The organism is Streptomyces sp. NBC_01233 (genome assembly GCF_035989305.1).
Taxonomy (GTDB): Bacteria; Actinomycetota; Actinomycetes; order Streptomycetales; family Streptomycetaceae; genus Streptomyces.
On the sequence record NZ_CP108514.1, the window covers coordinates 1,976,764 to 1,990,014 of the forward strand.

15 protein-coding genes are annotated in these 13,251 nt (G+C 73.0%); 4 read left to right on the plus strand and 11 right to left on the minus strand.

The genetic code is table 11. The features are described from left to right. Position 1 precedes the first annotated feature (1 nt). On the plus strand, positions 2-691 hold the full coding sequence (locus OG332_RS09085) for a L,D-transpeptidase family protein (protein WP_442816123.1): 690 nt from the start codon (positions 2-4) through the stop codon (positions 689-691). Here the strand turns inward: OG332_RS09085 and OG332_RS09090 are convergent. The 9 genes from OG332_RS09090 to OG332_RS09130 form a co-directional block, all read right to left on the minus strand. Beyond that, entirely contained in the window at positions 678-818 is a 141-nt protein-coding gene (locus OG332_RS09090) for a hypothetical protein (RefSeq protein WP_327412968.1), read from the minus strand. The genes OG332_RS09085 and OG332_RS09090 overlap by 14 nt on opposite strands. A gap of 387 nt (positions 819-1,205) precedes the next feature. Next, on the minus strand, positions 1,206-1,742 hold the full coding sequence (locus tag OG332_RS09095; RefSeq protein WP_327412969.1) for an arginine repressor: 537 nt from the start codon (positions 1,740-1,742) through the stop codon (positions 1,206-1,208). A gap of 7 nt (positions 1,743-1,749) precedes the next feature. Beyond that, the gene (locus OG332_RS09100; protein WP_327412970.1) at positions 1,750-2,955 is read right to left on the minus strand and encodes an acetylornithine transaminase; all 1,206 of its coding nucleotides are present in this window, start codon (positions 2,953-2,955) and stop codon (positions 1,750-1,752) included. Beyond that, on the minus strand, positions 2,952-3,908 hold the full coding sequence (gene argB / locus OG332_RS09105) for an acetylglutamate kinase (RefSeq protein WP_327412971.1): 957 nt from the start codon (positions 3,906-3,908) through the stop codon (positions 2,952-2,954). The genes OG332_RS09100 and argB overlap by 4 nt, the downstream gene beginning before the upstream one ends. After that, positions 3,905-5,077, minus strand: a complete 1,173-nt coding sequence (gene argJ / locus OG332_RS09110) for a bifunctional glutamate N-acetyltransferase/amino-acid acetyltransferase ArgJ (protein WP_327412972.1) — start codon at positions 5,075-5,077, stop codon at positions 3,905-3,907. Before argJ ends, argB begins: the two co-directional genes overlap by 4 nt. Next, positions 5,074-6,114, minus strand: a complete 1,041-nt coding sequence (gene argC, locus OG332_RS09115) for an N-acetyl-gamma-glutamyl-phosphate reductase (RefSeq protein ID WP_327412973.1) — start codon at positions 6,112-6,114, stop codon at positions 5,074-5,076. The genes argJ and argC overlap by 4 nt, the downstream gene beginning before the upstream one ends. Before the next feature lie 164 nt (positions 6,115-6,278). Then, on the minus strand, positions 6,279-7,064 hold the full coding sequence (locus tag OG332_RS09120; protein WP_327412974.1) for an N-acetyltransferase: 786 nt from the start codon (positions 7,062-7,064) through the stop codon (positions 6,279-6,281). Positions 7,065-7,105: 41 nt separating this feature from the next. Next, positions 7,106-7,681, minus strand: a complete 576-nt coding sequence (locus tag OG332_RS09125) for a histidine phosphatase family protein (protein WP_327412975.1) — start codon at positions 7,679-7,681, stop codon at positions 7,106-7,108. Positions 7,682-7,713: 32 nt separating this feature from the next. Further along, complete coding sequence (locus OG332_RS09130; RefSeq protein WP_327412976.1) at positions 7,714-9,183, minus strand: aminotransferase-like domain-containing protein; 1,470 nt, start codon at positions 9,181-9,183, stop codon at positions 7,714-7,716. On the opposite strand from OG332_RS09130, the gene OG332_RS09135 reads away from it, so the two are divergent. Together OG332_RS09135 and OG332_RS09140 are read left to right on the plus strand one after the other, a co-directional pair. Next, positions 9,182-10,087, plus strand: coding sequence for a DMT family transporter (locus OG332_RS09135; protein ID WP_327412977.1), 906 nt, complete (start codon positions 9,182-9,184; stop codon positions 10,085-10,087). The two genes, OG332_RS09130 and OG332_RS09135, sit on opposite strands and share 2 nt — an antisense overlap. 57 nt (positions 10,088-10,144) lie before the next feature. Next, on the plus strand, positions 10,145-10,342 hold the full coding sequence (locus OG332_RS09140) for a DUF1918 domain-containing protein (RefSeq protein ID WP_327412978.1): 198 nt from the start codon (positions 10,145-10,147) through the stop codon (positions 10,340-10,342). Position 10,343: 1 nt separating this feature from the next. Here OG332_RS09140 and OG332_RS09145 read toward each other — a convergent pair whose 3' ends face one another. Next, complete coding sequence (locus tag OG332_RS09145; protein WP_327412979.1) at positions 10,344-11,591, minus strand: glycoside hydrolase family 10 protein; 1,248 nt, start codon at positions 11,589-11,591, stop codon at positions 10,344-10,346. 159 nt (positions 11,592-11,750) lie between these two features. Between OG332_RS09145 and OG332_RS09150 the strand changes: the two genes are divergently transcribed. Next, on the plus strand, positions 11,751-12,623 hold the full coding sequence (locus OG332_RS09150) for a 3-hydroxybutyryl-CoA dehydrogenase (RefSeq protein ID WP_327412980.1): 873 nt from the start codon (positions 11,751-11,753) through the stop codon (positions 12,621-12,623). A 73-nt stretch (positions 12,624-12,696) separates the two neighbouring features. On the opposite strand, the gene OG332_RS09155 is transcribed toward OG332_RS09150, so the two are convergent. Continuing rightward, positions 12,697-13,233: an NUDIX hydrolase gene (locus OG332_RS09155; protein WP_327412981.1), complete on the minus strand. Its 537-nt coding sequence runs from the start codon at positions 13,231-13,233 to the stop codon at positions 12,697-12,699. Between the last annotated feature and the right edge of the window lie 18 nt (positions 13,234-13,251).

The window sequence follows — 13,251 nt, forward strand, 5'->3', positions numbered from 1 at the left end:
TGTGCTGCGTACCGCTCTCGTCATCGGCGTAACCGTCGTCACCAGCCTTCTCCCGCAGACCCCCGCGCCCCTGCCGTCCCGGCTCGCCGACACCGGCGGCGGCAGTCAGCTGATCATCGCCGTCGCGCCGGCGCCCGGATCCACCACCGGCCGGTTGACCTGGTGGGACCGGTGGTCCGGGGGCTGGCACGAGGCCGGGAGCGCGCCCGCCCGCTTCGGGGCGAACGGCCTCACCGAGGGCACGACCCGTACGCAGGGCACCAGCACCACGCCGACGGGCCTGTACGGACTCCCGTACGCCTTCGGGATCCGGCGGGCGCCGGCCGGCACGGAGTACCGCTACCGGCGGGTGCGGGGCGACTCCTGGTGGTGCCAGGACAACGCGTCCGCGCACTACAACCGCTGGGTGGATCCGCTGCCCGCGGACTGCGCGCCGGGCGAGGCCGAGCACCTGGTGACGTACGAGAAGCAGTACGCGCACGCGCTGCTCATCGCCTTCAACTACGAGCGGCCCGTACGCGGCCGGGGCGCCGGGATCTTCCTGCACGTCAACGGCAAGGGTGCGACGGCCGGTTGCGTGTCCGTGCCCGAGCGGGCCATGCGGGCGATCCTGCGCTGGGCGGACCCGCGCCGGCGCCCGCACATCGCGATCGGCACGGAGGAGGGGCCGCTCGCCGTCACCCGCTACTAGGTCCCGTGGCCTCGTCCTCGTCGGCGGCCCGGTACTCGTACGCGTCCTCCCACCAGACCTTGTCGTCCAGCCACTCGTCGTCCCCGTCGTCTTCCTCGTCGTACCGGTCGATCCAGCCGATCGACACGGGCTCGGGATCGTGGCGGCGTACGGCTTCCCACAGGGCGGCGGGCAGCGGGTGGGCGGGCGGGGTCGCGGCCCTCCTCGGTCAGGAACGCCGCTCCTTCCCCGTCGATCCGCAGGCGCCCGCCGAGGACGAGTTCGGCGGCCGCCGCCTGGGTCGCCCCGTTCCGCAGCAGGGCGGCGTGGTACGGCTCGAAGTCGACGGCTGCGACGAGCCGGAGGATCTCGCCGCGGATCCGGGCCCGGCCCCGCCACCGCAACCCGATCGGCCCGTACACGGCGGCGGTCACGACGGACACCGATGTGGCGAGGACGAGTTGAAGCACGCCCCGAGGCTATGTCGGCGGCGCCGGGTCCGGCACCGGATTTCCGGCGCCCCGGACCGCCCCGCTCAGCTCTCCTTCTGCGCCAGCCGCAGGAGGTGATCGGCGAGGGCCTGGCCGCCCGCCGGGTCGCGGCTGATCAGCATCAGGGTGTCGTCGCCCGCGATCGTGCCGAGGATCGCGCGGAGCTCGGCCTGGTCGATCGCCGAGGCGAGGAACTGCGCCGCACCCGGCGGGGTGCGCAGGACCACGAGGTTCGCGGAGGCCTCCGCCGAGATCAGCAGCTCCCCGGAGAGGCGCCGCATGCGCTCCTCCTTCGCGGACTCGCCGAGCGGGGCCTGCGGGGTGCGGAACCCGCCCTCGCTGGGCACCGCGTAGATCAGCTCGCCACCGGTGTTGCGGATCTTCACCGCGCCCAGCTCGTCGAGGTCGCGGGAGAGCGTCGCCTGGGTGACGCTCAGCCCGTCGTCGGCGAGCAGCTTGGCCAGCTGGCTCTGGGAGCGGACCGGCTGCCGGTTGAGGATGTCCACGATCCGGCGGTGGCGCGCGGTGCGGGTCTGCGGGACGGCCTGTCCGCCTTGGTCGTTGTCCTGCGGCTGGCTCATCGTCGTCTCATTCTCCGGATCCGTCCCCGTTGGCTGCGTCGAGGATGCCGGGCAGGGCCCGCAGGAACGCGTCCGCCTCGGCCTCGGTGAGTACGTACGGGGGCATGAGCCGTACGACGTCGGGGGCGGGCGCGTTGACCAGGAAGCCGGCATCCTGAGCCGCCTGCTGCACCTGGGGTGCGAGCGGCTCGGTCAGCACGATACCCAGCAGCAGGCCGGCGCCCCGGACGTGGGAGACCAGTGCGTGCCCCGAGGCCTCGATCCCGGCGCGCAGCCGCTCGCTCCGGGCCTTGACCTGGTCGAGCAGGCCCTCGGAGTCGATGGTGTCGATCACGGCGAGGCCGGCGGCGCAGGCGACCGGGTTCCCGCCGAAGGTGGTGCCGTGCTGGCCAGGCTGGAACAGGTCGGCCGCGGCCCCGAAGAGGGCCACCGCGCCGATCGGCAGACCGCCGCCCAGCCCCTTGGCGAGGGTGACGATGTCGGGCTCGACGTCCTCGTGGGCCTGGTGCTCGAACCACTGGCCGCACCGGCCGATGCCGGTCTGGACCTCGTCGAGGACGAGCAGGGTGCCGGTGGCGCGGGTGATCTCGCGGGCGGCCGTCAAGTACCCGGCCGGGGGCACGACCACGCCGTTCTCGCCCTGGATGGGCTCGATGACGACGAGCCCGGTCTCCTCGGTGACGGCGGCCCGCAGGGCCTCCACATCACCGAAGGGGACGTGCGTGACATCGCCCGGCAGCGGCCGGAAGGGCTCCTGCTTCTTCGGCTGGCCAGTGAGCGCGAGGGCGCCCATGGTCCGGCCGTGGAAGCCGCCGTCGGTGGCGACCATGTGGGTCCGCCCGGTCAGCCGGCCGATCTTGAAGGCGGCTTCGATCGACTCGGCCCCGGAGTTGCAGAAGAAGACCTTGCCGGGGCGGCCGAAGAGCTGCAGCAGCCGCTCGCCGAGCGCGACGACCGGCTCCGAGATGAAGAGGTTGGAGACGTGGCCGAGGGTGGAGATCTGCTCGGTCACGGCCGCCACGATCGCCGGGTGGGCGTGGCCCAGCGCGTTGACCGCGATGCCGCCGACGAAGTCGGTGTACTGCTTGCCGTCGGCGTCCCACACCTGGGCACCCTCGCCGCGCACGAGGGCGACCGCGGGGGTTCCGTAGTTGTTGGTCAGCGCACCCCGCCAGCGCGCGCCGTATTCCTGGTTGCCGGTGCCCTTCGTCATTGCGCTCCCCCTGGCTGTTGTCCGGGCTGTGGGTCGGGCACGACCATCGTGCCGATGCCCGAGTCCGTGAAGATCTCCAGCAGGATCGAGTGCTGGACCCGCCCGTCGAGCACGCGGGCGGTGTTCACGCCGTTGCGGACGGCGTGCAGGCACCCCTCCATCTTGGGCACCATGCCGCTGGACAGCTCGGGCAGCAGCTTCTCCAGCTCGCTGACGGTGAGCTTGCTGATGACCTCGTCGCTGTGCGGCCAGTCCGCGTAGAGCCCCTCGACGTCGGTGAGGACCATCAGCGTCTCGGCGCCCAGCGAGGCGGCGAGCGCCGCGGCCGCCGTGTCGGCGTTGACGTTGTAGACGTGGTGGTCGTCGGCGCTGCGCGCGATGGAGGAGATGACCGGGATCCGGCCGTCCGACAGCAGCGCCTCGATCGCGCCGGTGTCGATGGCGGTGATCTCGCCGACCCGCCCGATGTCGACGGCCTCGCCGCCGACCTGCGGGGTGTGCTTGGTCGCGGTGATGGTGTGGGCGTCCTCGCCGGTCATGCCGACGGCGAGCGGCCCGTGCTGGTTGAGCAGTCCGACCAGCTCGCGCTGGACCTGGCCCGCCAGGACCATGCGTACGACGTCCATGGCCTCCGGGGTCGTGACGCGCAGGCCGGCCTTGAACTCGCTGACCAGGCCCTGCTTGTCGAGCTGGGCGTTGATCTGGGGGCCGCCGCCGTGCACGACGACCGGCTTGAGGCCGGCCTGGCGCAGGAAGACCACGTCCTGGGCGAAGGCGGCCTTGAGGTCCTCGTCGATCATGGCGTTGCCGCCGAACTTGATGACGACGATCTTGCCGTTGTGGCGGGTGAGCCAGGGCAGGGCCTCGATGAGGATCTGCGCCTTGGGCAGGGCGGTGTGCTTGCGGGCGGTGCCGCCGGAGGTGCCGGGCTGGCCGGCCTTCTCGTCGCTCATGAGGAATAGGCGCTGTTCTCGTGGACGTAGTCGGCGGTCAGGTCGTTGGCCCAGATGACGGCCGACTCGCTGCCGGCGGACAGATCGGCGGTGATGCGGACCTCGCGGTCCTTCATCGACACCAGGTCGCGGTCCTCGCCGACCGAGCCGTTCTTGCAGACCCACACGCCGTTGATGGCGACGCCCAGGCGGTCCGGGTCGAAGGCGGCTTTGGTGGTGCCGATCGCGGAGAGCACCCGGCCCCAGTTCGGGTCCTCGCCGTGGATGGCGCACTTGAGCAGGTTGTTCCGGGCGATGGACCGGCCGACCTCGACCGCGTCGTCCTCGCTGGCCGCGCCGATGACCTCGATGCGGATGTCCTTGCTGGCGCCCTCGGCGTCGCCGATCAGCTGGCGGGCCAGGTCGTCGCAGACCGTGCGCACGGCCTCCGCGAACTCCTCGTACACCGGCACCTGCCCGGACGCGCCGGAGGCGAGCAGCAGCACCGTGTCGTTGGTGGACATGCACCCGTCGGAGTCGACCCGGTCGAAGGTGGTGCGGGTCGCGGCGCGCAGCGCCTTGTCGAGGGTGGCGCTGTCCAGGTCGGCGTCGGTGGTGAGGACGACGAGCATGGTGGCCAGTCCCGGGGCGAGCATGCCCGCGCCCTTGGCCATGCCGCCGACGGTCCAGCCTCCCTGGGAGACGGTGGCCGTCTTGTGGACGGTGTCGGTGGTCTTGATCGCGATGGCGGCGGCCTCGCCGCCGTCCTCGGACAGGGCGGCGGCCGCGGTCTCGATGCCGGGGAGCAGCTTGTCCATGGGGAGCAGGACGCCGATCAGGCCGGTGGACGCGACGGCGACCTCCCCGGCGTTGAACTCCGCGCCGGAACCGAGGCCGTTCAGGACGTCGGCCACCTTCTCGGCGGTGGCGTGGGTGTCCTGGAAGCCCTTGGGGCCGGTGCAGGCGTTGGCGCCGCCGGAGTTGAGGACGACCGCGCCGACTGCGGCGCCCCGCAGGACCTGCTCGGACCAGTGGACGGGGGCGGCCTTGACGCGGTTGGAGGTGAAGACGCCCGCGGCGGCCAGACGCGGCCCGTTGTTGACCACGAGGGCCAGGTCCGGGTTGCCGTTGGCCTTGATCCCGGCGGCGATGCCCGCTGCCGTGAATCCCTGTGCAGCCGTAACGCTCACGGCGCGACTCCAATCGTGGAAAGCCCGAGCTGCTCGGGGAGCCCGAGGGCGATGTTCATGCTCTGCACCGCGCCGCCGGCGGTGCCCTTGGTCAGGTTGTCGATGGCGCTGACGGCGATGATCCGCTGGGCGGACGCGTCGTAGGCGACCTGGACGTGGACGGCGTTGGAACCGTGGACGGACTTGGTGGACGGCATCCGGCCCTCGGGCAGCAGGTGGACGAAGGGCTCGTCGGCGTAGGCCTTCTCGTAGGCGGCGCGGAGCGATTCGGCGGTGGTGCCGGGGAGGGCCTTGGCCGAGCAGGTGGCGAGGATGCCGCGCGCCATGGGCACGAGGGTCGGCGTGAAGGAGACGGAGACGCGCTGCCCGGCGAGCGGGCTCAGGTTCTGCACCATCTCGGGCGTGTGCCGGTGGCCGCCGCCGACGCCGTACGGGGTCACCGATCCCATCACCTCGGCCCCGAGCAGGTGCGGCTTGAGGGCCTTGCCCGCGCCGGAGGTTCCGGTGGCGGCGACGACCACGGCCTCGGGCTCGGCTAGCTTCGCCTGGTAGGCGGGGAAGAGCGCGAGGGAGACGGCGGTGGGGAAGCAGCCGGGGACGGCGATGCGCTTGGCGCCCTCCAGCGCGGCGCGGCCGCCCGGCAGCTCGGGGAGCCCGTAGGGCCAGGCCCCGGCGTGCGGGGCGCCGTAGAAGGCGTCCCAGTCGGCGGAGTCCTTGAGCCGGTGGTCGGCGCCCATGTCGACGACGAGGACGTCCTCGCCGAGCTCGGCGGCGACGGCGGCGGACTGGCCGTGCGGGAGTGCGAGGAAGACCACGTCATGCCGACGGCCCTGGCCGGCGAGGGCCTGCGGGGTGGTCGCCTCCAGGATGCGCCCGGCGAGCGGCACGAGGTGCGGCTGCAGGGAGCCGAGGAGCTGTCCGGCGTTGGAGTTGGCGGTCAGCGCGCCGATCTCCACTTCGGGGTGCGAGAGCAGGAGGCGCAGGACTTCTCCGCCCGCGTACCCGCTCGCTCCGGCCACCGCTACACGTACCACCATCGGACCCTCCTCATCGATGGCATGACTATACGTACGTCCGCACGTTTATGCAATGTTCTGCATCTCGGCGGGAGGGATGCGCGGGAGGATCCGGCGCCTGCGGCGCCCCAGGGAAGATGTCTAGCAGGAAAGGCCCCGCTCCGGCGGCGATTCCGCCGGTCGCGTCAGCCGGTCGCGTCGGCCGTCGGCGAGGGCGTCCCGTCGACGAGACGGTGCCTGACCCATACGTTCGGCTCCACGTAGACCGCGTAACCCTGCTCCGGTTCGCAGCGCACCGGTGTCAGGGCGCCCGGTACGCGCACGGGGCCGGCGGCGTCGAAGGGCAGTCCGGTCCACTCGCGCCACTGGGCGAGCGAGCCGGTGATCGTCATCGACAGCGGCGCCACCGAGTGGACGACCCCGCCCGCGCGGACGTGGACGCGCAGCCACGGGTCGTACGGGAGGCCGTCCTCGCGGGTCCGGTACGCGTACTCGTGGATCGAGGTGTCCGGCTCGGCCGGCTTTCCGCTGGGCCGGACCGGGGCCACCACCTCGGCGAAGCCACGGGCCCGGGCGTTGTCCCGCATCGCGGCCAGCATCAGCCCGGAGAGCCCCTCGCCCTGCCGGTCGGCGGCCACGGTGATCTCGATCGCGCTCACCGTGTCGGGCCGCACCCCGCGGCGCAGGTCGGAGAAGGCCCACATGAGGACCCGGTCCCAGCCCTGCGCGGGCAGCACCCCGTCACGGCCGCCGGCGTGCAGCGCGAAGGGCACACTGAAGCCCCTGGCGACCACCGCGTCCCCGTCCGTGGCGACCATGACGTAGTCCGCCAGCTCGGCCGTCATCCGCGGGTACAGCAGCCAGGCGAGCGCGTCGTGGGCGGCGAACGGCGGCCACGGGTCGTTCATGTCCCAGAGCCGGTCCGCCAGTTCGGGCCGCTCGGCGAGCGTGGTGATGAGGAGCGCGGTCATGCCCGCACAGTAACGACTGTCCCGGGCGGTCTCGAAGGTGTTTACGCCGGCGCCTGCAGGGAGAGGTACCACCGCCCCGACCAGCCCGTCAGCGTGAGCGTGGACAGCGGCCGGACGTCCACGTGCCAGTAGGTCAGCGGGGGCGCCTGCAGCGCGTAGACGAGGGCCGCCCGGACCACCGAGGGCTCGGCCACCGCCACGATCTCGCCGCCGTCGTCGGCGGGACGGGTGTCGAGCCAGCCGCCGATCCGGGAGATGAAGGCGAGCAGGGACTCCCCTCCGTGCGGGGCGGCCCGCGGATCGGCGAGCCACAGGTCCACCGCCCCGGGCTCGCGGGCGGTCACCTCGGCCAGGGTCAGCCCCCGCCAGCGGCCCATGTCGCACTCGCGCAGCGCGGGCTGCGCGAGGGGCGCGTACCCGAGGACCTCGCCCGTGGCCCGGCTGCGCGGAGTCGGAGAGCAGTAGCGCAGCTCGGCCGAGCCCAGGGGCACGAGGTCCCGGGCGGCGCACTCCACCGACCGCCAGCCCGCTCCGTCCAGCGGCCGGTCGTCGTCGAAGCGCTCGGCGAGCAGCGAGGAACTACGGGCTGCGGCAACCAGCGAAACCCGAACATGCATGCGGTGATGGTGAGCCGCGAACGGCCCGGGGGTCAAGCTTTCCGGAACGAGGCCGTCGGCGGGGCCGCAGGGGGCCGGCCGCCCATGCCCGACCGCAGCCGCTGGACCGCCTCCAGCAGTTCCCCCGGTCCCGACACTCCGGCGAAGCTCAGCCGGACGTACGGGCCGGGCGGTTCGGCGCAGAAGTACGGGCGGCCGGGGGCCACCGCCACCCCGGCGCGCAGGGCCGCCGCCGCGAAGGCCGCGTCGTCGCCGCCGTCGGCCATCCTGACCCACAACTGGTACCCGCCCGAGGGCAGGTGCGGCAGCGTCAGTCCGGGCAGCTCGCGCCGCAGGGCCCCCGCGAGCACGTCCCGCCGGTGCCGCAGCTCGGCGGCCACGGTGCGCAGGTGGCGCGGCCAGGCGGGCGCACCGACCAGTTCGAGGGCGGCCTCCTGGAGCGGCCGGGGAACGAAGAAGCTGTCCACGACCTGGATGGCGCGCAGCCGGTCCACCACCGGGCCCCGGGCGGCGAGCGCACCCACCCGCAGGCTGGGCGAGGTGGCCTTGGTCAGGGACCGGACGTGCACGACCACCCCGTCGTGGTCCTCGGCGGCCAGCGTCGCGGGCAGCGGACCGGCGTCGTCGTGGCCCAGGGCGCGGGCGTAGTCGTCCTCCACCACGAAGGCCCCGGCGGCCCGCGCGATCCTCAGCACCTCGACCCGCCGCGCGGGAGCCAGTACCGCCCCCGTCGGGTTCTGGAACAGCGGCTGGCACACGAACACCCGCGCCCCGGTGGCTTCGAAGGCGGCGGCCAGCAGCTCCGGCCGCACCCCCTCGGCGTCCACCGGGACGGGCACGGGCCGGCATCCGGAGGCTCGGGCGATGGCCAGCAGCCCGGGGTAGGTCGGGGACTCCACCAGGATCGGCGCCCCGGGCGGGGCCAGCGCCCGCAGGGCGGTGGTCAGCGCGCTCTGTCCGCCCGCCGTGACCAGTACGTCGGCGGCCGCGACGGCCCCGCCGATCTCGCGGGCGAACCAGTCGCGGAGCTCGGGCAGCCCCTCCATGGGCGGCCGGTCCCAGGCCCCGGGGCGCCGCCCGGCCCGTGCGAGCGCGGCGGCCATGGCCCGCTCGGGCTGAATGGAGGCGTGCAGGTAACCGCTGTTGAGTCCGATCACCCCGGGCGGCGGTGCGGCCAGACAGGCCAGCACCCCGGAGGCGTCCACCGAGCGCGGCACGATCTCGCCGGGGGCCTCCGCGCTGAGGGCGACCTCCTGCCAGGAGGTGTCCCCGGGCGCGGCGGGCTCCGTGCGCGGGGAGGCGCGGAAGACCCCGGCGCCGGGCCGGGTGACGACGAGGCCCTCGGCGGCGAGCTGCGCCAGGGCCCGGGAGACGGTGACGGGGCTGACCCGGAAGCGCTCGACCAGGGCTCGACTCGACGGGAGCTTTCCACCCACCGAGTAGCGATTCAGTTCGGACCGCAGGGATTCGGCCAGTTCCGCCACACTGCTACGCTCATACATGACAGCCCAGAATAGCGCTACTCTCCCGAAGTCGATAGCGGTCAAGAGTCCGGTGGGCCGGGGTACCGCCCTCGCCTCGCTCGGCGTCCTCGCCTTCTCCCTGACCTTCCCCGCCACCGCCTGGGGTCTGGAGAGCTTCGGGCCGTGGTCCCTCGTCGCCCTGCGCAGCGTGCTCGCCGCCGCCATCGCCGGGGGCTTCCTGCTGGCCCGCCGGGTCCCGCTGCCCGCCCGCGAGCACCGGGCCGGTCTCGCCGTGGTCGCCGCCGGGGTGGTCGTCGGCTTCCCCCTGCTCACCACCCTCGCGCTGACGACGTCCACCACCTCGCACGCCGCCGTCGTGGTCGGCCTGCTGCCGCTCACCACGGCAGCGCTGTCCGCGCTGCGGACCGGCGCCCGCCCCTCGCGCGCCTTCTGGGTGGCGGCCGTCGCCGGGGCCACGGTCGTTCTGGGCTTCACGCTGGCGCAGAGCGGCGGCTCCTTCTCGGCCGGCGACGCCTACCTCTTCGCCGCCCTGCTGGTCTGCGCCGCCGGGTACACGGAGGGCGGGCGCCTCGCGCGGACCCTGCCCGGCTGGCAGGTGATCGGCTGGGCGCTGGTCCTGTGCCTGCCGCTCACCCTGGCCGGCTCCGCCCTCGGGCTCGCGTACGAGCCGGTGCACCTCAGCGGGCACGGGCTGGCCGGCCTGGTCTGGGCGGCGGCCGGCTCCACCTTCCTGGGGCTGTACGTCTGGTACCGGGGCATGGCCGAGATCGGCGCGCCGCGGGCGAGCCAGCTCCAGCTCGCCCAGCCGCTGCTGACCCTGGTCTGGTCGGTGGCACTGCTGGGCGAGCACCTCACCCCCGCCGCGCCGGCCGCCGCCTGCGCGGTCCTCGTCTGCATCGCGGTGACTCAACGGGTCAAATAGCCCCGGAACGACCTAAACTGCTAGCACCGGATCGGACCGCCACCGAGGAGGTCAGTTATGCGCGCGACCGAGGGCGACCAGCTGGTGCAGCACGGCAGGATCGTCGGACAGCACGACAAGGTGGGCGAGATCACCCAGGTGCTGGGCGAGAACGGAACCCCCCCGTACCGGGTCCGCTTCCAGGACGGGCACGAGGCCCTGATGGCCCCCGGGCCCGACTGCGTGGTCCGTCACCCCGTAGAACCCGAACACTGAATCAGCGCGGGGGCGCCGCCGAACCGTAGTGGTCGGCGACCACCCGGGCCATCGCTCCATTGGGGTCCGCGGCCACCTGCTTCGCCGAGAAGTAGGCGTGGCCGCGGACTTCCGGGTGTCCGGCGGCGAGCCGCACGTGCTTCGACAGCTCCCCCGGGTCGCGCCAGGCCGCGGTGGTGCTGTCCGCGTCGCAGCGGTACAGCGCCTCCCCCACGTAGAGGTCCACGCCCGTGCCCGCGACGGTCCGCGCCCACCAGGGGACGATGTCGGCGTAGTCGGCGGCCGGGTGGCCGATGTGCCAGTACGCCTGCGGCACGATGTAGTCGATCCAGCCCTCTCGGACCCACTTGCGGGTGTCCGCGTACAGGTCGTCGTACGTTCCCAGGCCGGCCCGCGTCGGGGAGCCGAGCGGGTCGCGGTCGGAGTTGCGCCAGACCGCGAAGGGGCTGATGCCGAACCGGACCGCCGGGCGCAGCGCCCGCAGCCGCGCGGACATCTCCTGGACCAGGGTGTCGGTGTTGTGGCGGCGCCAGGCGGCGCGGGAGGCGAAGGCGCCCCCGTGCTCCTCGTACGCCTCGTCGTCGTCGAAGTACTCGCCGTCGGCCGGGTAGGGGTAGAAGTAGTCGTCCCAGTGCACCGCGTCCACGGGGTAGCGGGTGATGGCGTCGAACATGGCGTCCTGGACGAAGCGCCGCACCTCGGGCAGCCCGGGGTTGTAGTAGAGCTTGCCGCCGTACTCCACGGTCCAGCCCGGATTGCGCCGGGCCGGGTGGGCGGGCGCCAGCCGGTCGGGGTCGGTGTGGTTGGCCACCCGGTACGGGTTGAACCAGGCGTGCAGCTCCAGCCCGCGGGCGTGCGCCTCGGCGACGGCCGTCCCCAGGGGGTCCCAGCCGGGATCGACCCCCTGCTCCCCGGTCAGCCACTGCGACCAGGGCTCCAGCTTCGAGGGCCAGAGCGCGTCCGCCGCCGGCCGGACCTGGAGGATCACGGCATTGAGCCGTCGCGCGACCGCGGTGTCGAGGAGTCGGAGCAGTTCCGTGCGCTGCCGCCCGGCGGAGAGCCCGCTCCGGGAGGGCCAGTCCACGTTGGACACGGAGGCGATCCACATCCCCCTGAAGTCGGGGGCGGCTGCCCGTGGGGAAAGCCCGGAAGAGGTCCGCCGCGCCGCCGCGGCGGCCGGCCCGGACGTGGCGGCCGCGATCACCCCCGCGGCTCCGGCCAGCAGTGCCCGTCGGCCGATGTACGTCATGTGATGTCTCCGTTTCACTGAGTGACATTGCACGATGTCCGCTCAGCATGCCCGCCCCGGCCCGCCGCCCGGCGCAAGGTCGGGAGTAACGTCGGGGGGCGTGGCGGGCGCCGGAATCGTACGGGGGACCCGCCGACGGAGAGCTGCGAAAGGCACGAAGTGACTGACCTCCCTTCCGACATCACACGAGTCGGCGTAGTGGGCTGTGGCCAGATGGGCGCGGGTATCGCCGAGGTGTGCGCCCGCAGTGGCCTTGAGGTCAAGGTCGCCGAGACCACCGGCGAAGCCCTGGAGATCGGCCGGACCCGGCTTCACAACTCCCTGACCAAGGCCGCCGAACGCGGCAAGATCACGGAGGAGGAGCGCGACGCCACCCTCGCCCGCCTCACCTTCACCACCGACCTCGGCGAGTTCGCCGACCGTGACCTCGTCATCGAGGCGGTCGTCGAGAACGAGCAGGTCAAGACGGAGATCTTCCAGGTCCTCGACCAGGTGATCACCCGCCCGGACGTGATCCTGGCCTCCAACACCTCCTCGATCCCGCTGGTCAAGCTGGCCGTCGCGACCTCGCGGCCCGACCAGGTCATCGGCATCCACTTCTTCAACCCGGCCCCGGTGCAGAAGCTCGTCGAGCTGATCCCCGCGCTGACCACGGGTGAGGAGACCGTCAAGCGGGCCGAGGCCCTGGTGCGGAACGTGCTGGGCAAGCACGCGGTCCGCGCCCAGGACCGCTCCGGCTTCGTCGTCAACGCGCTCCTCGTCCCGTACCTGCTCTCCGCGATCCGGATGTTCGAGTCCGGCATCGCGAGCCGCGAGGACATCGACAACGGCATGGAGCTGGGCTGCGCCCACCCGATGGGCCCGCTCAAGCTGTCCGACCTGATCGGACTGGACACCATCGCCTCGATCGCCGACTCGATGTACGCCGAGTACAAGGAGCCGCTGTACGCCGCTCCCCCGCTGCTCCAGCGGATGGTCGACGCGGGCCGCCTGGGCCGCAAGACGGGCGCGGGCTTCTACCCGTACAGCTGATCCCGTACAGCTGATCCCGTACGGCCGATTCCGTACGGCTGATCCCGTACGGCCGGTCCCTGCGGCCGGTCCCTTACGGCTGGCCGAGCCGCAGGTGGTGCAGCAGGAGCAGCCCGGCCGCCATGTTGGCGGCCGGGATCTCCCCGCGCGCGATCATGTCCGGCACGAGCTTGAGCGGGACCCATTCCCGGCGCGAGGACTCGAAATCGTCCTCGGGATGGCCGATGTAGGTGGCCCCGTCCGCCCAGTACAGGTGGTGTCGGGCGTCGGTCAGCCCGTTGGACGGCTCGACGGTCATCAGGTGGTGGAGCGGGCCGGGCCGCCAGCCCGACTCCTCCTCCATCTCCCGCGCCGCCGCGACCGCGACGTCCTCGCCGTCCTCGACCACCCCGGCGGGCAGTTCCCAGCCCCAGCTGTCGGTGATGAAGCGGTGCCGCCAGAGCAGCAGCACCTCGTCGGCCTCGTTGACGGCCGTGGCGACGGCGACCGGACGCAGCCGGATCACGAAGTGGTCCAGGTGCCGGCCGTCGGGAAGTTCCACATCGGCGAGGTTCACGTCGAACCAGCGGTTCTTGTACACGGTCTGCTCGCTCAGGTTCGTCCACTGCACGGTTGTGCCACCTTCTTC

Bases quoted from the DNA above. Each gene is read 5' to 3' on its own strand.
- OG332_RS09095 (WP_327412969.1), bottom strand. From the start codon at position 1,742: ATGAGCCAGCCGCAGGACAACGACCAAGGCGGACAGGCCGTCCCGCAG.
- OG332_RS09100 (WP_327412970.1), bottom strand. From the start codon at position 2,955: ATGACGAAGGGCACCGGCAACCAGGAATACGGCGCGCGCTGGCGGGGT.
- argB (WP_327412971.1), bottom strand. From the start codon at position 3,908: ATGAGCGACGAGAAGGCCGGCCAGCCCGGCACCTCCGGCGGCACCGCC.
- argC (WP_327412973.1), bottom strand. From the start codon at position 6,114: ATGGTGGTACGTGTAGCGGTGGCCGGAGCGAGCGGGTACGCGGGCGGA.
- OG332_RS09120 (WP_327412974.1), bottom strand. From the start codon at position 7,064: ATGACCGCGCTCCTCATCACCACGCTCGCCGAGCGGCCCGAACTGGCG.
- OG332_RS09125 (WP_327412975.1), bottom strand. From the start codon at position 7,681: ATGCATGTTCGGGTTTCGCTGGTTGCCGCAGCCCGTAGTTCCTCGCTG.
- OG332_RS09135 (WP_327412977.1), top strand. From the start codon at position 9,182: ATGACAGCCCAGAATAGCGCTACTCTCCCGAAGTCGATAGCGGTCAAG.
- OG332_RS09130 (WP_327412976.1), bottom strand. From the start codon at position 9,183: ATGTATGAGCGTAGCAGTGTGGCGGAACTGGCCGAATCCCTGCGGTCC.
- OG332_RS09140 (WP_327412978.1), top strand. From the start codon at position 10,145: ATGCGCGCGACCGAGGGCGACCAGCTGGTGCAGCACGGCAGGATCGTC.
- OG332_RS09145 (WP_327412979.1), bottom strand. From the start codon at position 11,591: ATGACGTACATCGGCCGACGGGCACTGCTGGCCGGAGCCGCGGGGGTG.